General features: G+C 69.9%; 19 protein-coding genes and 3 tRNA genes. 13 read left to right on the top strand and 9 right to left on the bottom strand.

Annotation, left to right across the window (positions count from 1 at the left end):
* The first annotated feature begins 43 nt into the window (after window positions 1–43).
* From AB0J64_RS41615 to AB0J64_RS41605, 3 genes are all read left to right on the top strand, one after another.
* A complete protein-coding gene (locus AB0J64_RS41615; protein ID WP_364040472.1) occupies window positions 44–1,753 on the top strand; it encodes a hypothetical protein in 1,710 nt (569 codons plus the stop codon).
* 149 nt (window positions 1,754–1,902) lie between these two features.
* Window positions 1,903–2,112 carry an NAD(P)-binding domain-containing protein gene (locus AB0J64_RS41610; RefSeq protein WP_364040469.1) on the top strand — a complete coding sequence of 70 codons (210 nt, stop codon included), beginning with the start codon at window positions 1,903–1,905 and terminating at the stop codon, window positions 2,110–2,112.
* A complete protein-coding gene (locus AB0J64_RS41605) occupies window positions 2,099–2,344 on the top strand; it encodes a hypothetical protein (RefSeq protein ID WP_364040466.1) in 246 nt (81 codons plus the stop codon). Before AB0J64_RS41610 ends, AB0J64_RS41605 begins: the two co-directional genes overlap by 14 nt.
* 63 nt (window positions 2,345–2,407) lie before the next feature.
* On the opposite strand, the gene AB0J64_RS41600 is transcribed toward AB0J64_RS41605, so the two are convergent.
* The 4 genes from AB0J64_RS41600 to AB0J64_RS41585 all read right to left on the bottom strand — a co-directional run bounded on the left by AB0J64_RS41600 (window position 2,408) and on the right by AB0J64_RS41585 (window position 4,762).
* Window positions 2,408–2,480: transfer RNA gene (locus AB0J64_RS41600), tRNA-Glu, on the bottom strand.
* A 19-nt stretch (window positions 2,481–2,499) separates the two neighbouring features.
* Window positions 2,500–2,575, bottom strand: a tRNA-Glu gene (locus tag AB0J64_RS41595).
* Between the two features lie 134 nt (window positions 2,576–2,709).
* On the bottom strand, window positions 2,710–3,372 hold the full coding sequence (locus AB0J64_RS41590) for a response regulator transcription factor (protein WP_364040463.1): 663 nt from the start codon (window positions 3,370–3,372) through the stop codon (window positions 2,710–2,712).
* A complete protein-coding gene (locus AB0J64_RS41585; protein ID WP_364040460.1) occupies window positions 3,365–4,762 on the bottom strand; it encodes a histidine kinase in 1,398 nt (465 codons plus the stop codon). The genes AB0J64_RS41590 and AB0J64_RS41585 overlap by 8 nt, the downstream gene beginning before the upstream one ends.
* 109 nt (window positions 4,763–4,871) lie before the next feature.
* Between AB0J64_RS41585 and AB0J64_RS41580 the strand changes: the two genes are divergently transcribed.
* Window positions 4,872–5,798 (top strand): alpha/beta fold hydrolase, encoded by a 927-nt coding sequence (locus AB0J64_RS41580; RefSeq protein ID WP_364040457.1) that lies wholly within the window; start codon window positions 4,872–4,874, stop codon window positions 5,796–5,798.
* Window positions 5,799–5,804: 6 nt separating this feature from the next.
* Here AB0J64_RS41580 and AB0J64_RS41575 read toward each other — a convergent pair.
* Window positions 5,805–5,876, bottom strand: a tRNA-Gln gene (locus AB0J64_RS41575).
* Between the two features lie 156 nt (window positions 5,877–6,032).
* On the opposite strand from AB0J64_RS41575, the gene AB0J64_RS41570 reads away from it, so the two are divergent.
* Window positions 6,033–8,000, top strand: a complete 1,968-nt coding sequence (locus AB0J64_RS41570; RefSeq protein WP_364040454.1) for a M3 family metallopeptidase — start codon at window positions 6,033–6,035, stop codon at window positions 7,998–8,000.
* 230 nt (window positions 8,001–8,230) lie between these two features.
* On the opposite strand, the gene gltX is transcribed toward AB0J64_RS41570, so the two are convergent.
* Both gltX and AB0J64_RS41560 read right to left on the bottom strand, forming a co-directional pair.
* Complete coding sequence (gene gltX / locus AB0J64_RS41565) at window positions 8,231–9,604, bottom strand: glutamate--tRNA ligase (RefSeq protein WP_364040451.1); 1,374 nt, start codon at window positions 9,602–9,604, stop codon at window positions 8,231–8,233.
* The gene (locus tag AB0J64_RS41560; RefSeq protein ID WP_364040449.1) at window positions 9,597–10,373 is read right to left on the bottom strand and encodes a fumarylacetoacetate hydrolase family protein; all 777 of its coding nucleotides are present in this window, start codon (window positions 10,371–10,373) and stop codon (window positions 9,597–9,599) included. The genes gltX and AB0J64_RS41560 overlap by 8 nt, the downstream gene beginning before the upstream one ends.
* A 195-nt stretch (window positions 10,374–10,568) precedes the next feature.
* Between AB0J64_RS41560 and AB0J64_RS41555 the strand changes: the two genes are divergently transcribed.
* Genes AB0J64_RS41555 through AB0J64_RS41525 form a run of 7 tightly spaced genes read left to right on the top strand, consistent with a single transcriptional unit; the run spans window position 10,569 to window position 13,570 of the window.
* Entirely contained in the window at window positions 10,569–11,105 is a 537-nt protein-coding gene (locus tag AB0J64_RS41555; RefSeq protein WP_364040581.1) for an Asp23/Gls24 family envelope stress response protein, read from the top strand.
* Complete coding sequence (locus AB0J64_RS41550) at window positions 11,102–11,446, top strand: hypothetical protein (protein ID WP_364040446.1); 345 nt, start codon at window positions 11,102–11,104, stop codon at window positions 11,444–11,446. Before AB0J64_RS41555 ends, AB0J64_RS41550 begins: the two co-directional genes overlap by 4 nt.
* Entirely contained in the window at window positions 11,443–11,622 is a 180-nt protein-coding gene (locus AB0J64_RS41545) for a DUF2273 domain-containing protein (RefSeq protein ID WP_364040443.1), read from the top strand. The genes AB0J64_RS41550 and AB0J64_RS41545 overlap by 4 nt, the downstream gene beginning before the upstream one ends.
* Window positions 11,619–12,002 carry an Asp23/Gls24 family envelope stress response protein gene (locus tag AB0J64_RS41540; protein WP_364040440.1) on the top strand — a complete coding sequence of 128 codons (384 nt, stop codon included), beginning with the start codon at window positions 11,619–11,621 and terminating at the stop codon, window positions 12,000–12,002. The genes AB0J64_RS41545 and AB0J64_RS41540 overlap by 4 nt, the downstream gene beginning before the upstream one ends.
* A complete protein-coding gene (locus tag AB0J64_RS41535; RefSeq protein WP_364040437.1) occupies window positions 11,999–12,613 on the top strand; it encodes a DUF6286 domain-containing protein in 615 nt (204 codons plus the stop codon). The genes AB0J64_RS41540 and AB0J64_RS41535 overlap by 4 nt, the downstream gene beginning before the upstream one ends.
* Window positions 12,610–13,188, top strand: a complete 579-nt coding sequence (locus AB0J64_RS41530; RefSeq protein WP_364040434.1) for a hypothetical protein — start codon at window positions 12,610–12,612, stop codon at window positions 13,186–13,188. The genes AB0J64_RS41535 and AB0J64_RS41530 overlap by 4 nt, the downstream gene beginning before the upstream one ends.
* A 16-nt stretch (window positions 13,189–13,204) precedes the next feature.
* Window positions 13,205–13,570 carry an antibiotic biosynthesis monooxygenase gene (locus AB0J64_RS41525; RefSeq protein ID WP_364040431.1) on the top strand — a complete coding sequence of 122 codons (366 nt, stop codon included), beginning with the start codon at window positions 13,205–13,207 and terminating at the stop codon, window positions 13,568–13,570.
* On the opposite strand, the gene AB0J64_RS41520 is transcribed toward AB0J64_RS41525, so the two are convergent.
* On the bottom strand, window positions 13,567–14,163 hold the full coding sequence (locus AB0J64_RS41520; protein ID WP_364040428.1) for an HD domain-containing protein: 597 nt from the start codon (window positions 14,161–14,163) through the stop codon (window positions 13,567–13,569). The two genes, AB0J64_RS41525 and AB0J64_RS41520, sit on opposite strands and share 4 nt — an antisense overlap.
* Before the next feature lie 200 nt (window positions 14,164–14,363).
* Between AB0J64_RS41520 and AB0J64_RS41515 the strand changes: the two genes are divergently transcribed.
* The gene (locus AB0J64_RS41515; protein ID WP_364040425.1) at window positions 14,364–15,965 is read left to right on the top strand and encodes a heparinase II/III family protein; all 1,602 of its coding nucleotides are present in this window, start codon (window positions 14,364–14,366) and stop codon (window positions 15,963–15,965) included.
* Window positions 15,966–16,230: 265 nt separating this feature from the next.
* Here AB0J64_RS41515 and AB0J64_RS41510 read toward each other — a convergent pair.
* On the bottom strand, window positions 16,231–16,821 hold a 591-nt coding region (locus AB0J64_RS41510; protein ID WP_364040422.1), incomplete at its 5' end, for a hypothetical protein.

The following is a 16,821-nucleotide window of genomic DNA, read 5'->3' as shown; positions in this document are numbered from 1 at the left end:
ATTTGGGGAGCCGAGTGCCTCGTGGGCGCACTAGCCTGAGTGGGTGACAGATCGCATCGAGGTAGCCGCCACTGAGCTGCGACCCCTGCTCGAAGAGTTCATCATGTGGGCGCATGCGAACGCGCCCGGAAGCGATCCCGAGCTCGTGGGGCCTGCCGCACTCTGGCACCGTCTCGCCTTCTCGCAGGACCTCGGCACCTGGAAGCGCGCTGACCTGCGTAATCTGCTGCTCGATCGCATGCCCAAGGTCGTGGAGGATCCCGACGCCGCCGCCGACGGGATGCTCCCGGCCGTGGACGCGTACCTCACGTTCCTCTCCCAGACCGGCAGGCTGGCCAAGGGCTCGGACTCCCTCGCCGATCTGCAGGCGGAGCTGGACGACGTCGAGGACGAGTTCGTCGACCTCATGGAAGAGCTCCTGGACGACGCCGAGGGCGACGACGAGGAGGAAGAGGTCGGCGACCTTGGCGATTTCGAGTCGTTCGCGGACGAGCTCGCCGATCTCGACACGATCCGGTTGCGGCCCGACTCTGAGCTGGCCGAGGCGGCCCGGCAGGCGCCGCTGGTCGCCAAGGCCCGCGACCTCGCCCTGTGGGTGGGGTCCGGCCGCCGGGTGGGCGAGGACACCCTGCTGACCGACGCCGAGGTGGAGGAGGCGCTGGCGGCCGTCGAGCTGCCCAGGCCCGAGACCGACGGCCCGATCGCCGAGGCGGTCCCGCAGCTCTGGAACATCTGGAACCTGGCCGTGGACCTGGAGTTCCTCCAGCCCGGCGAAGGCAACACGGTGGCGGTGCAGGACGACACGTCGGAGTGGCCGTTCGACGACGACGAGGACGTGCTCGACGCCTGGATGCTGGGTCTCCACTCGGTCGACTACGGCGACCCGGAGCTGGACGACGAAGACCTCACGATGGCGCTGACGGGCCTGACGCGGGGCCTGCTGGTACGCCTGCTGCTGGCGGGCGGCGCGCGTGACCGCGCCGAGCTGGGACAGGACCTGGCCGAGGCCGCAGCCGACCTCGACGAGCTGGGGGCGGACGCGTGGGAGGCGGCGGGCGACCCGCTGACGCCCGCGATCGACTGGCTGATCGGCTACGGCATGGTCGAGCTCGACGGCGACACCGTCCGGCTCACGCCGCTCGGCACCGAGGGCGTCGTCCACCTGGTGGACGACGCCGACATCGAGGTGGACGCGCGGCCCGCGATCGAGTCCATGAGCGCCCACGAGCTGCTGGCGCTCAGCGCGGAGCTGCCGGAGGACGAGGCCGACGCGGAGTTCGCGGCGTGGATGCGCCTGCGGGAGCCGGAGAAGGCGGCCGAGGAGCTGCTGGACGCGGCGGCCGAGGACGAGAGCGACGCGCTGATCAGGGTGCAGGCGGCCAGCGTGGTCGGCACGCTGGGCGAGGCTGCCGTCCCGGCCTGGCAGGCGGCGCTCAAGCAGCCCTCGCTGCGGCCCTACGCCGCCACCCACCTGAGCCAGCTGGGGATCGAGGGGGCGCCCGAGCCCACCCAGGACGACACGCACTGGCTGATCCTGGACATGTGGACCATCTCTGCCGGTCTGGGGCGGTCGGAGTTCGTGAGCAGCCTGCGGGACATCGGGCCCGAGATGGTCAACAGCCTGCTCGAGGTGGTCTGGCGGATCCCGCACGCGCACGTGGAGGAGCTCCTGGACCTGATCTCCCAGGTCCACCCGGACAAGCAGGTCGCCAAGGCGGCCCGCCGCGCCCTCTTCAAGGCCCGCTCGGCGTGAACCGCCGCGGCTGATCAAGGCCCTCGCCGTTCTTTCAGGCGAGGGCCTTTCTCGTCGCATGACGCGGCCGCGCATGGGGGCGAGGTCCTACGACCAATGCCACACAACGGACCCGGCTGTGGCCGGAGGCGGCGGCGGGCGGAACCGCCATGAAGATCGGAATTCTTGGAACGGGCAACGTAGGACGGGCACTGGCCGCCGGCTGGGCCACTGCGGGCCATGACGTCGTCCTGGGATCGCGGCGGCCGGACGACAGGGAATTGCGGGCCCTGGCGGAGAAGGTGCTGCTCGACGTATCGGTCGGTTTCACGGAGGACGGCGCTCTGTACCGTCGACGCACGGCTCATGGGCGCGCCTGACTCGCTGGAGGGCCCGAGCACGCTCTTCCTCTCGGGGGATGACGCCGAGGCCAAACGCACGGTCGGCGGGCTCCTGGCTGAGCTGGGCTGGCCCGCGGAGTCGCTGCTCGATCTGGGAGGCATCACCACGGCTCGGGGCCAGGAGCATTACAGCCTGCTCTTCCTGGGCATCGCCGGCGCCATCGGCACGTACGGTTTCGGGATACGGGTGGTGCCTCCGACCCGGAGCTAGGCGCTTCGACCGGAAAAGCGAAACGCTCCGGTGCTGTACGCACCGGAGCGGGTGGAGTAGACGTAGTCCCGACCGGATTCGAACCGGCGCTACCGCCTTGAGAGGGCGGCGTCCTGGGCCACTAGACGACGGGACCTTCGCGGGCTTGTGACAAGTGGTAGTCCCGACCGGATTCGAACCGGCGCTACCGCCTTGAGAGGGCGGCGTCCTGGGCCACTAGACGACGGGACCCTGTCCACAAGCTGCTGGTGCCGGGTCTCCCCGGCAACGCAGGTAACTCTACCGCACCCCGGAGACCACTCCAAACCGCTTATCAGCCCATCAGATCGGCACTCCGGCGCCATTTCGGAGCTCGAAAGAGGGGGTCAGTGGGTGAGGAGGCCGCGGCGGTAGGCCTCGGCAACGGCGGAGGCGCGGTCGCGGACGTCGAGCTTGGCGTAGATGTGCAGCAGGTGCGTCTTGACGCTGGCTTCGCTGATGAACAGGCCGGCTGCCGCCTGCTTGTTCGTCGCTCCCCCGGCCACGAGGCGGAGCACCTCCAGCTCGCGCTTGCTGAGCCTGCCCCTGGACGGCTTGCGGAGGTGGTCGGCGAGACGGCCGGCCGCGGCGGGAGCGAGGACGGTCTCGCCCCTGTGGGTGGCTCTGACGGCACGCACCAGCTCCTCCGGAGGGGCGTCCTTCAGCAGGTAGCCGGTGGCGCCCGCCTCGAGGGCGGGCAGGACGTCGGTGTCGAACGTGGTGAGCACCAGCACCCGTGGGCCCGTGCCGCGCAGGCGGCGGATGGCGGTGACGCCGTCCATGCCGGGCATGCGCAGGTCCATGAGGACGATGTCGGGCTGGAGCTCGGCGGCCAGGCGGACGGCCTGCTCGCCGTCGGCCGCCTCCCCGACGATCTCGAGGTCGGGCTCCCCGCCGAGTGCCGCGCGCAGGCCGTCGCGCACGATGGGGTGATCGTCCGCGATCAGCAACCTCACCGGCATCCGTCCCACTCCCCCATGGTGATCGTCCCTGGTCAGCCTCTCATCCATCGCCCTCTCCAGAGGCCGATCGGCCGCCCGGAAGACCCGGCTGCCCTTCCACCGCGCCTCGCCCGGCTCCTCCGTGGACGGCGCCGGCGGTCTCGCAAGGGCCGTCAGCGGGGACGGCGCCGGCGGTGTCGCGAGGGTCTTCGGCCGGGATGGCGGGGACGGCGGCGGCCACGGCCGTGCCCTGGCCCGGTTCGGATTCGATGGCCAGGGTGCCGCCGACGCCGCGGACGCGTTGCCGCATCCCGTCGAGGCCGAAGCCGTCAGCGGCCTTCTGCGGGTCGAATCCGAGCCCGTCGTCGCGAACGTCAAGGAGGACCGTTTCGTCCGCGTACGACAGCGTGAGGCCCGTCCTGGTGGCCCGGGCGTGCTTGGCGACATTGGCCAGCGCCTCCTGGGCGACGCGGAACAGCGTGGCCTCCACATCGGCGGCCAGCGCGACCGGCGTGCCGGTGATCTCGAGCACGAGATCCACACCGGCCGACCGTGACCACGACTCGGCCATGGTGGTGATCGCCTCGGGGAGTCTCGCGTCCTCCAGCGGCTCTGGATGCAGGGCGCGTACGGATCTGCGGGCCTCGGACAGGCTCCGGCGGGCCAGCTCGGCGGCCTGGTCGAGGTGGCGGCGGCGCGCGGGGGCCAAGGGGGCACGGTCGGCGGCGTCGAGCTGGCCGATCAGGGCGACGAGGTCCTGCGCCACCGTGTCGTGGATCTCGCCCGCCACGCGGTGCCGCTCGTCGAGCACGCCTGCCTGCCTGGCCTGGTCGAGCAGCCTGGCGTTCAGGTCGGCGTTCTCGGCCATGGCGGCACGTAGCCGCTCGACCAGGCGGCGGCGCTTGTCGTGCTCGCCCGCGACGTACCAGCCGGCGATGACCAGCGGCAGCGCCACTCCCGCGATGACGGTGAGCAGGGTGTCTCCGGCGCCCGGACCCGCCTGGACGGTCACGTTGGCGAGGGCGGTGAGCGTCACGCCCGCCATGACCAGGCGGGCCGGGAGCATGGCGATGGCCAGCGGATAGCCGATCGCGGAGAACAGCAGGAAAGCGGGGCTCGCGACGGCCAGCACACCCGCGAGGGCGATCAGGACGAGATAGTGCCCCACGACGAGCAAGCGGTGCCGGTCGCGGCGAGGGTGCAGCCACGCGATCGGCGCCACCCACACCGCCGCGACCGACGCCGGCACCGGCCACCCCGCCACGGAGCCCGCGGCCAGGGCGCCGGTGCCCGGGCCGGCCGTCTCCGAGAGCCAGGTCGGCCCCGCCGGCCAGCGAATAAGCGGCCAGGACGCGGTGGTGGGCGCGTCCACGAGGGCGGTCGCGATCGCGGAGATCGCGAGCAGTGCGTACGCGAGCCCCAGGAAGGCCCAGCGCTCGCGGCCGTCGAGCCAGCTCATGAGGTCAAGACTGGCACGTCATCGACCGATCGGTGGATGACGGGCGTCCACCGATCGACGAACCGGACAGGCGATGTGCGGCCGGGCCGGCCACGACGACCATCGAGTCATGAGCTTTCCGACCCGTAGAGACATGTTCCACTTCGCCGCCGTCGCGGGGGCCGGCGCCGCGGGCGCCTCGGCGTCCCGCCCACGCAAGGACGTGACCACGTACGTCTTCGTGACCGGCGCCAACGGCGTGGCCGGCACCGACCCCGAGCTGACGCTGCGCGGCCACCGGACCCTGGGCGTGAACCTGCCGGGCCACGGCCCCGAGGAGCAGTTTCACCGCGCGTACCAGGCACCGCAGGACCTGGCGCAGCTGGCCACGCTGCCGTCGCCCATGGCGGGGGTCACGCTGGACGACTATGTGGAGGCCACGGTGGACACCGTGCGCCGGGCCTCGAAGCACGGCCCGGTGATCCTGGTGGGCGGCAGCCTGGGCGGCGCGACCATCACCAAGGCGGCCGACGCGGTGCCCGAGCTGATCGACCTGCTCGTCTACGACACCGCGTTCTGCTGCACGGAGTTGCGCTCGCCCAACGACTATCTGGCGACGCCGGAGGGCAAGGAGAGCCTCGCGTCGAGCGTGGCGGCCGGCATCGTCGCCGATCCGAGAGTGATCGGCGCGATCCGCATGAACTGGCGGACGAACGACAGGAGGTTTCTGGACGCGGTGAAGGCGGCGTTCATGGCCGAGGCGAGCGAGGGCGAGCTGCTGGCCATGCTCAACACGTTGCTGCCGGATGAGAGTCTCCAGGTGGGCGGCGCCGACGCCAGGGGGCGCAAGGAGGCGTGGGGAAGAGTGCCGCGCGTCTACATCAGGCACACGCGGGACAAGGTGATTCCACTCGCGCTGCAGGACCGGATGATCAAGGAAGCGGACGCGGCTACGCCGGACAACACCTTCAAGGTCTTCTCAGTGGAGGCGTCTCATGCGCCGACAGCCAGAACGTATCGGGAGATAACCGAAATCCTGCACAGACTGGCGAAATAAGAAGTGCTGGGGTACCAGGACTCGAACCTAGACTAACTGAACCAGAATCAGTCGTGCTGCCAATTACACCATACCCCACCGCTGGCGGCCCCTTGCGAGGCGCGCTCTTGGCGACGTCCGAAAGAATAGCCCAGCTCCGGGGCTAAGACCAAAACGATTACTCGGCGGCTCACAGCAGGGGCCCGCTCGTGCCAAGCTGAAGGGGACAAAACACCACGTGGAGGAGCCCCACCGTTGGCCGGAAACCCGTTCTTCGCCCCTAGTTCCCTGCCGTACGAGCTGCCGCCCTTCGCCGACATCCGCGAGGAGCACTACCTGCCCGCGTTCGAGCGCGGCATGGCGGAGCAACTGGCGGAGGTCGACGCGATCGCAGGCAACTCCGAGCCGCCGACCTTCGACAACACGATCGCCGCGCTCGAGCGGTCGGGGCGGATCCTCGACCGCACGGCCACGGTCTTCTTCACCGTCGCCAGCTCCAACACCTCTGACGGCATCATGGAGATCGAGAAAGAGATCTCTCCGCAGCTGACCCGCCACATGGACGCCATCCGGCTCAACCGGGCGCTGTGGGCGCGGATCAAGCAGGTGTCGTCGGAGGACCCCGAGGAGTCCTGGCTGCTGGAGAAGTACCGGGACGACTTCATCAGGGCCGGGGCCGACCTGTCCGAGCCGGAGCAGGACCGGCTGCGGGAGCTCAACGAGGAGCTGTCGAAGCTCTCGACGGAGTTCGCGCAGAGCCTGCTGAAGGCTTCGACGGAGTCGGCGCTGGTCGTGGAGGACCCCAAGGAGCTCGACGGCTTCGACCAGGCCAAGATCGAGTCGCTGCTCAAGGACGGCAAGTACGTCCTGCCGCTGCTCAACTTCACCGACCAGCCGGGCCTGGCCCAGCTCACCGACCGCGACGTGCGCCGCAGGCTGTACGAGCTGAGCGTGGGCCGGGCGCCGGGCAACTTCGCGCTGGCGGCCACGATGGCGGCGCTGCGGGCCGAGCGGGCGGCGCTGCTCGGGTTCCCCAACCACGCCGCGTACGTGGTGGCCGACCAGACGGCCAAGACCGTCGAGGCGGTCGAGGCGATGCTGGGCCAGCTCGTCGGCCCCGCCGTGCGCAACGCGCGGAAGGAGGCCGAGGAGCTGACCGCGCAGGCCGGATTCGAGGTCGAGCCGTGGGACTGGTCGTACTACTCCGAGAAGGTGCGTCAGGCCCGCTACGACTTCGACGCGGGCGCCATGCGGCCCTACTTCGAGCTCAACCGCGTCTACCGTGACGGCATCTTCTTCGCGGCCGAGAAGCTGTACGGCGTCACCTTCACCGAGCGGCCCGACCTCGGCGGATACCACCCCGACGTGACGGTGTTCGAGGTGTTCAACGAGGACGGGAGCCGGCTGGGGCTGTTCGTGCTCGACCCGTACGCGAGGGCGACCAAGCGCGGCGGGGCGTGGATGAACAACCTGGTCGACCAGTCGTTCCTGTTCGGGCTGCTGCCCGTGGTGATCAACAACCTCAACGTCACCAAGCCCGCCTCCGGGCCGACGCTGCTGACGTACGACGAGGTGAACACCGCCTTCCACGAGTTCGGCCACGCGCTGCACGGGCTCTTCTCGCAGGTACGGTTCCCGCGCGTGTCGGGCACCAGCGTGCCCCGCGACTTCGTCGAGTACCCGTCACAGGTCAACGAGATGTGGACGACCTGGCCCGAGGTGCTGGCCAACTACGCCAAGCACCACGAGACCGGCGAACCCATGCCGGCCGAGCTGGTGGAGAAGCTGCAGGCGGCGGAGAAGTTCAACCAGGGCTTCAAGACCGTCGAATACCTGGCCGCCACGCTGCTCGACTGGGCCTGGCACAGACTGGCGCCCGGCGAGACCGTGGACGACCCCGAGGCGTTCGAGGCGGCGGCCCTGGAGGCCGCCCAGATCGCCGTACCGCAGGTCAGGCCGCGCTACCGGACCAACTACTTCGCGCACATCTTCTCCGGCGGCTACAGCGCCGGCTACTACTCCTACATCTGGAGCGAGGTGCTCGACGCGGAGAGCGTGGAGTGGTTCAAGGAGAACGGCGGGCTCACCAGAGCCAACGGCGACCACTTCCGCCGCGAGCTGCTCTCCCGGGGCGGCAGCATCGACCCGCTGACCGCCTTCCGCAACTTCCGCGGGCGCGAGCCCAGCATCCAGCCGCTGCTCGCCCGCCGCGGCCTCGACTGAGCCCGCGCCTCACCGCATCCTGCCCGTGCCCCTCCGTCCGCCGCACTTCGGTGGGGGTCCTTCGGAAGAAGGATCAAGGGGCACGGGAGGCGCGCCGATGCCGGAAGGAAGGCACGCCCGCAGGACCCGGCTCGGGCATGGGGGTCGCCCCCCAGCGTCGGGCCGTCAGTCGCGGAGGCGCCCCAGGGCGTCGCTGCCGGCCCTGCCTTCAGGGCCGCCGGGCGTCGCTGTCAGCCCTGCAGGCGGGCCAGGGCGGTGCGCAGGCGCTCCTCGGCCCGCTCGCGGCCGAGCACCTCGATCGACTCGAACAGCGGCAGGCCCACCGTCCGGCCGGTGATCGCCACGCGTACGGGGGCCTGGGCCTTGCCGAGCTTGAGCCCGTGGGCCGTGCCGACCTCCTCCAGCGCCTCCTTGAGCGACTCGGGGTCCCAGCTCACCGACACCAGCCGGGCCAGGTAGTCGGTGATGATCTCCACCGGGGAGTTCTTCATCGCCTTGTCCCAGGACGCCTGGTCGAAGACCGGCTCCTCGAGGAAGAGGAAGTCGACGTTCTGCCGGATCTCCGAGAGCACGGAGATGCGGGTCTGCGCCAGCGACGCGACCTTGCTGAACAGCTCACGGTCCCAGGAGGGGTCGAGGTAGGGCGCGCAGCGCTCCTCGAAGATCTCCAGCGGCAGCGCCCGGATGTACTCGCCGTTGAACGCGCGCAGCTTCTTCTCGTCGAAGAACGCGTTGGACGGGTTGACGTTCTCCAGCCGGAACAGGGGCACCATCTCGGACCACGGCATGATCTCGCGATCCTCGCCGGGCCCCCAGCCGAGCAGCATCAGGTAGTTGACCATGGCTTCGGGCAGGTAACCCTCCGCGCGGTAGTCCTCGAGCGCGACCTTGTCGCGGCGCTTGGACAGCTTCTTGCGCTGCTCGTTGACGATCACCGGCAGATGCGCCCAGACCGGCGGCTTGGCACCCAGCGCGGGCCACAGCAGCTCCTGCCTGGCCGCGTTGGGCAGGTGCTCCTCGCCGCGGGCCACGTGCGTGATGCCCTGCGTGATGTCGTCGACGGCGTTGGCCAGCACGTAGAGGGGCGAGCCGTCGCTGCGCGCGATGACGAAGTCTTCCTGCGCGTTGTTGGGGAACTCCACCCGGCCCCGGACCAGGTCCTCCACCACCGTGACGCCCTCGTCGGGAGTGCGGAAGCGGACCGCGCCCGCGCTGAGGCCGCGGTCACGGCAGTGACCGTCGTAGCCCTTGTCCTGGGAGCCGGTGCGCTCCTGGACCTGCTCGCGGGTGCAGTCGCAGTAGTAGGCCTTGCCGTCGGCCAGCAGCTTGGCCACGGCCTCGCGGTGCTGTGGCTCGTAGGCCGACTGGAAGTAGGGGCCCTCGAACGCCGGGTTGCCGCCGTTGACGCCGATCCAGTCGAGGGCCGAGATGATGCCCTCGGTCCACTCGGGCCGGTTGCGCGTGGCATCGGTGTCTTCGATGCGGAGGATGAACCGCCCTCCGGACTGCAGGGCCACGGCCCAGTTGAACAGCGCCGCGCGGGCGCTGCCCACGTGGAACATGCCGGTAGGAGACGGGGCGAACCGCACCCGTACGTCAGTCACGGGAGACCACCTTGTTCGTGAGTGTGCCGATGCCTTCGATGCCGACGCTGACCTCGTCGCCGACCTGGAGGGGGCCGACGCCCGCCGGGGTGCCGGTCAGGATGACGTCGCCGGGGATCAGGGTCATGACCGCGCTGACGTAGGCCACCAGCGCGGGGATGTCGTTGATGAGCTGGCTCGTACGACCGCTCTGCCGGATCTCGCCGTTGACCGTGGTCGTCAGGGCCAGGTCGCTCGCGTCGAGGTCGGTCTGGATCCACGGCCCGAGCGGGCAGAACGTGTCGAACCCCTTGGCCCGGGTGAACTGCACGTCCTTCTTCTGCAGGTCGCGCGCGGTGACGTCATTGGCGCAGGTGTAGCCGAAGATGACGTCCTTGACCCGCTCGACCGGCACCTCGCGGCACAGCCTGCCGATCACCACGGCCAGCTCGCCCTCGTAGTCGACGCGGTCGGACAGCGTCGTGGGGTACGCGATGTTCTCGCCGTGGCCGATCACCGACGTGGACGGCTTCATGAAGATGAGCGGCTCCTCGGGCACCTCGTTGCCCAGCTCGGCCGCGTGCTCGGCGTAGTTTCTGCCGATGGCGACCACCTTGCTCGGCAGCATCGGGGCCAGCAGCTTCACCTGGGACAGCGGGAACCGCTCGCCGGTGAACTGCACCTGGTTGAACGGATGACCGGCGACCGTGGAGACGACCTCCTCGCCGGGGCCGCCCTCGACCACGCCGAACGACACGCCATCGCCTGTGGAGAACCTCGCTATACGCACCCGACAAGGCTATCGCCGCAGCCGGGGGCTCCGCCCAACCCGCGCCGCCTCGCGCCACGCCCAATCTCCCGCAAGTCAGGAATTGTCGATAAATGCCCCCAAAGTCCTTTTCGTTGGGTATCAGCCCTGCCCATGGCGGTTATCAGTCCTTACTAGGGACGACAAACAGGGGGGGTGACGGTCGTGTCGGACACAATGTCCAACCGGTCCACGGAAGCCAGTCAGGCCGCGACCGTACCGAAGGCCAGGACGTACGAGGGCGGCCCGGCGAGCGCGCTGGTGACCGACAAGGGCACTACCACCATCGCCGATGGTGTCGTGGCCAAGATCGCCGGACTCGCGGCTCGCGAGGTGTCCGGTGTGTACGCCATGGGCGGAGGCACGGCACGCGCGCTGGGCAGCATGCGCGGCATGGTCGGCGTCGAGGAGAGCGTCTCGCAGGGCGTGTCGGTCGAGGTGGGCGAGCGGCAGGCCGCCATCGACCTCGACCTCGTGGCCGAGTACGGGACGGCGATCCCCGAGCTGTCAGGCGCGGTGCGGAAGAACGTCATCAACGCCATCGAGCGGATGTGCGGACTCGAGGTGACCGAGGTCAACATCAGGATCGACGACGTCCATCTGCCCGAGCAGGACCGCGAACGGGAGAGCGGCATGACCCGCGAAGGGGAGAGCGGCATGACCCGCGGCGGCCAGCAGAGGACGGACACCGGGCAGGAGCCACGGGTCCAATGACGGAAACCGGCCCGGCCCCGGCGGCCGACGTCACGATGGGCGCCGGGACGGGAGCCGCGGGCGGTGGCGCGGACGAGGCGAGCGTGATCGCCGAGCGGGCGCGTTCGTGCCAGGGCGTGGCCGGGCTGTCCGGCGGCCCGTTCGGGACGGTGGCCACGTACCTGCCGGGCAAGCGGCTCATGGGCGTCTCCGTGAACGACCGCGCGGTGGAGATCGCCATCGTCGCCACGATGGACCGCCCGTTCCCGGAGACCGCCGACGAAGTGCGGCGGGCCGTGTCGGAGCCGGCCGGAGACCGCCGGGTGAACGTGCGCATCGACGACGTCGTGGAGGGATCATGAACAACCAGTGGATGCCGGTGATCGGCATGGCCGTCGGCATCGTTCTCGGGCTCGTCGCAGCGTTCGGTGGGCTCATCGCGTTCCTGCTGGTGCTCGTGCTCGGCGCGGTCGGCTTCCTGGTCGGCCGGATCGCGGAGACGGGCCAGCTGAACCTGACGTCCGAGAGGCGGAGATGACCACCGGCACCGGCACTGCCACCGGCACCGCGACTGTGCCCGCGCAGCGTCCCGCACCCCAGCCGCCGCCGGAGCTGCGCGGGCGCACCCAGATCGCCGACCGGGTGGTCTCCAAGATCGCGTGCTGCGCCGCCGCGGAGGTTCCCGAGGTGCGTGAGGTGCATCTCGGGAACCTGCCGTGGACGCGTTCGTCGAACGCGGAGGTCCGTGGCGATCAGGCCGCGGTCCGGCTGACCGTGAGCCTCGCCTATCCGTCGCCGCTGCGTGCCGTGGCGGCGCGGCTCAGAAAGCACGTGATCGGCCGCGTCGCCGCGCAGACCGGCCTGACCGTCACGCGCCTGGACGTGACCGTGACCGATCTCGGTGGAGAACCGCCATGAACGAGCATCCAGAGACCGAGGGTGGATCTTCCCAGGCGCTCCCGGTGACGCGCGACAGGGCCGCCGACCGGGCGGCCGTGCGGGCGTTCCGCCCGAACCGGAGGATCCCGGCCATCGTCGTGGCCGTCCTGCTGACGCTCCTCAGCGTCCTCGTCGCCGCCGAGACCATCTCGGCGCTGGTGGGCCGCCCGCTGCGCTGGGTGCCGTACGACCGGATGCTCGGCTGGGCCGACTCGACGCTCTGGTCGAACCCGCTGTTCCTGCTGGCCTCGGCCGTCGTGGCGCTGCTCGGGCTGGCGCTGCTGGCCACCGCCCTGGTCCCGGGGCGGCCGAGCATGGCGCCCGTACGCAGCGGGGACCCCGACGTGATCATCGGTCTGCGCCCCAAGAGCGTCGGCAGGGCCCTGGCGCACGCGGCCGAGGAGGTGCCGGGCGTGCACTCGGCCCGTGCCTCGGTCCGCGGCCACACGGTCGCCGTCACGCCGGTCACGTCCGGGTGGGACAAGGAGAGGTTCGCCGAGGAGGTACGCGCCGCCGTGCTCACCAGGCTGGCGGCGATGAACCTCGTGGAGCCGTACCGGGTGGCCGTGAACGTCAAGGAGCGCAAGTGAGCAGGAAGACCAGCCGGGGCAACCGGTGGGGACTGGCGCTGGTGGGGCTGGCGCTGACCGTCCTGGGCGGGCTCGCGCTGGCCCGCGGGCTGGGCGCCTGGGGAACCGCGCGGGCACCGATCGTGGACGGCGGCGTACGGGGGTTCTTCACGCGGAACGGCCCCGGCATCTGGTGGCTCGTGGCGCTCGTGTCGATCGCGGTGGCGCTGCTGTCGCTGCGATGGCTGCTCGTACAGGGACGCAGGGAGACCACGCACGGCGCGGTACGGCTGGAGACGTCGCCGACCGGCATCACCGAGGTGTCGGCACCCGGGATGGCGCACGCGGTCGCCGCCGACGTCGAGTCGAGCCCGGTCGTGCTGAGCGCCCACGCGGACCTGGTGGGCTCACCGAACCGTCCTGAAGTGCGGCTACGCGTGGTAACCGACGAGTGCGCCCCCATCGGCGAGCTCGGCCGGCACCTGTCCACGGTGGCGCTGCCGCACATGCGCGACGCGCTGGACCGGGATCATGTGCCGGCGGTGGCCCGCGTTAGCCTGGAGCCCTCACCGGCCCGGCACCGGGCGGTGCGCTGACGAGAGGGGTATCCCGTTGTCCGTCGTGAAGATCAACGTGCTGAACGTGCCCGCCGACATGCGCGAGGAGCTCGAACGCCGCTTCTCCAACCGCGCGGGGATGGTGGAGTCGGCCGACGGGTTCGAGTGGTTCGAGCTGCTGCGGCCGGTGGAGGGCACGGAGCGGTACCTCGTCTACACGCGCTGGCGCAGCGAGGAGGACTTCCAGAAGTGGCAGCAGGGTGAGGCGTTCCAGCGCGGGCACGCGCAGGCCGCGCAGGCCGCGCAGGCACAGGGCCACGGGCACGGGCACGGCCACGGGCAGGGACCCGCGGCGACCGGTTCGGAGCTGTGGACGTTCGAGGTCGCCGAGAGCACCGGCCCCAAGGCTGCCGAAGGTTAGGCGTCCAGCGGGTTGCGCGCGATGCGGTCCACGATGCCGGCGCGCAGGAACTGACCGGCGAGGCTCGACGGCTTGCGCGCGCCCTGCTCGGAGATGCACGCGCTGAACTCCTTGGCGATCTCCAGCCGGGGGTGGCGCTCGAGGACCTCCCGCCGCACCTCCTCGGGGATCTCGTCCGTACGGCGGCCCGAGATGTCCATGCCGGTCGAGAGCTCCAGCAGGTGACCCTCCGGGTCCTCCTCCACCGGGACCTCGTCCCACATGTGCCGGATGATCACCTCGCGGGCGCGTACCCTCCGCTCGGGCGACCAGCCGGCCCCTGCGCAGAACACCCACGCGACCTCCCCGCCGGCCTCCTCGTAGGGCAGGGTATGGCTGTCGAACTCGGCGACCACCCCGATGTCGTGCAGCATGGCCGACACGTACAGCAGCTCGGCGTCGAACGCGATCGCGTGGCCGCGCGCGTACGCGGCCGCCCACAGGTAGGCGCGGATCGAGTGGTTGAGCAGCGAGGGCGTGTGGTAGCGGGTGGCCACTTCGAGCGCGCCGCGGCAGGCGGGCGTGTCCGGGATCACGAGGTCGTCGAATCTCACGGAACAAGCATGTCCTGACGTGTACGGTCTCCGCCATCCTGGACGCGCCCGCATGTCGTCACCTCACTCGGGCATCGAGCATCTAACGAATCCGACACGCAACTTGACCGGTTGATCGCAATTCGGACAGCATGATCCGCCTTTACTTTTATGTCCCGGAAGGAACTGGCGTGCGCCGGCTCGCGATACCTCTTGCTCTCATGCTGGCAATCGGCGGGTCAGTCAGCCCCGCGCATGCCGACAAGGTGACCCGCACCACGGAGTGCCAGGGCGACTGGCTGCCCGGCACGCCGACGGCCGACGACGTCATGAAGGGCGAGATCTCGCTGGTCGGACTGCCCCCGTTCAAGCTGGGCAAGAAGATCAACTGGGGTGCGAGCCCGTACGGGAACCGTTCGTGGGAGTTCGTGTTCCAGTCGCTGCGCTGGATGGGCACGCTGGTCGTCGCGTACGAGAACAGCGGTGAGCAGCGCTACCTGGATCGTGCCACCGAGATCGCCAAGGACTGGGTCGCGAACAACAGGCGCGGCGCGCCCGGCACGAAGCCGTACGCGTGGAAGGACCACCCTGTCTCGCTGCGCACGCAGCCGCTGCTCTGCCTGAGCATGCACGTCAAGGAGAGCTGGCTCAAGGACAGCCTGGCCGACCACGCCAAGCTCCTGTCGGACTCGCGGCTCTACAAGAAGGGCCACAACCACGGCATGGACCAGGACATCGCGCTCATGGGCATCGGCTGCCGCTACGGCCGCAAGGACTGGGCGGACCTGGCCTCCCGCCGCCTGACCGGCACGGTGAGGCTCGACGTCGACTCGCAGGGTGCGCTCATGGAGCAGGCGCCCCGCTATGCGGTGTACGTGTACGACCGGCTGCAGGTCGCGATGACCAACATGAAGGCGTGCGGCAGGAAGGTGCCCGGCGAGATCGCCAAGCGGGCCGAGGCGCTGAAGGACTTCGTCGCCCACTCGACCATGCCGAACGGCTACATGGTGCCCCTCGGCGACGGCACCGCCGAGACCGAGCCCAAGATCGACACGGGGACGCCGAAGCAGGAGGTCAAGGCGTACCGCGCCGGTTACGTCTTCGGCCGCACGGCCTGGGGCAAGCCCGAGTCGGCGTACTACTCGATCAGGTTCGGGCCGGGGCTGAAGTTCCACGGCCACGAGGACCACCTGGGCGTCACGTACTACGCGCAGGGCCGCGACATCCTGGTGGACGGCGGCTTCCACTCGTACGAGAAGAGCTCCTACCGCTACTGGACGCTCTCGCCCGAGGCGCACAACGTGCCGACGGTGGTCGGCGCCCGCTTCCGGCCGCGCACCTCCTCCAAGCTCGTCGGCACGAAGTACGGCAAGGACCGGCAGTCGTTCAAGCTGACGGACAAGGCGTACGGGGTGAGCCGCACCAGGTCGGTGCTGGTGAACCACGGCGAGGACCTGATGGCGGTGCGGGACACGGCGTCGGGCGGCAAGAAGATCCAGAACCTGTGGCGCTTCGACCAGTCGCTCAAGCTGCTCTCCAACGGCGGGGGCAAGGTGGTGCTCGGGGACGGCAAGTTCAAGGTCACGCTGCTGCAGTTCGGGGCGTCGTGCGACCGGGTCGGAGGGCAGAAGGTGGAGCGCGGCGGGAAGCTCGGGTGGGTCTCGCCCACGTACCTGTCGAAGAACCCGACCAATGTGGTGGTGTCGCCGGCGGCGAAGTCCCTGTTGACGGTGATCGTGCCGGGAACGGACTCGCCCAAGGTGTCGTGCTCGGGCGGGAAGCTCACGGTGGAGGGCATCACCTTCCCCACCACCGCGTTCTAGGTTGCCCTTGGGGCTTCCGGGGACAGCATGGTCCTCCGCGAACTGGAGCCCGCCCCGGGCGAGGGGCCTGCCGGCCCCTCGCGCTCCCCGGCTCTTGACCGAGGACCGAAAATCAGGGTGAAGAGCAGATCGCAGCTGATTTGCTCGGGTGCCGCATCGAGCACGAATGCTGATCAGCTAAGAATGTCCGTCTTCGAAACGTACGCCTCGGGCGTCCAGGCACATCTTCCTGACGCCGACCGACACGTGACCCACTGGACAGCGCCTAATGACGCTGGGCGTCAGGCTCGCTGAAGAGGTCCTGGAGTGCCTGGGCGGTCACGGCGCGGCTGGTCCAGTGTTCGAGTTGCGCGACATCGGCGCAGGCGGTGATCCGGGCGCGCATGTCGTCTGGGACATCAAAATCACGGGCGGCCAGCACCAGTAGGAGCATCTTGGCCGCCTCCTCCGCTTTCCCCTTGGTTTGGCCTTCTTCAAGGCCACGGCCGTAGTGTTCGCGGGCCCAAGGCGTGTAGACCGGCCAGTCGGTGGACGTCATGATCTCCTCCATGAGGCGCCGGATATCGGGCGCGGCCATGCTGTAGGCGTATTCAGTGTACTTCGTAGCGTGACGATTACGAGTGTCGGACAGCGCTGTGGCGAATGCTTCGATCACCTTGCGGTTGCGGCCATGGGCCATGACGGACATGGCCGCGAGCGCTGGGCGGGCGGCGGCGTGCTGAGGGTCGGTGATGACCGGGATGCCGTCCGGACCCAGAACGCGGGCCTGCAGACGGTAACCAGGCAGCCCGGACTCGATCGGCTGCGCATAGTAGGCCGCGACCGCGCGGTCCGGGCAGACGACCAGGACCGTGAC

It is taken from the genome of Nonomuraea sp. NPDC049695, assembly GCF_040674955.1.
GTDB lineage: Bacteria > Actinomycetota > Actinomycetes > Streptosporangiales > Streptosporangiaceae > Nonomuraea > Nonomuraea helvata.
Note: the sequence above shows the minus strand (reverse complement) of the source record. Positions and strands in the feature narration are given on the sequence as shown.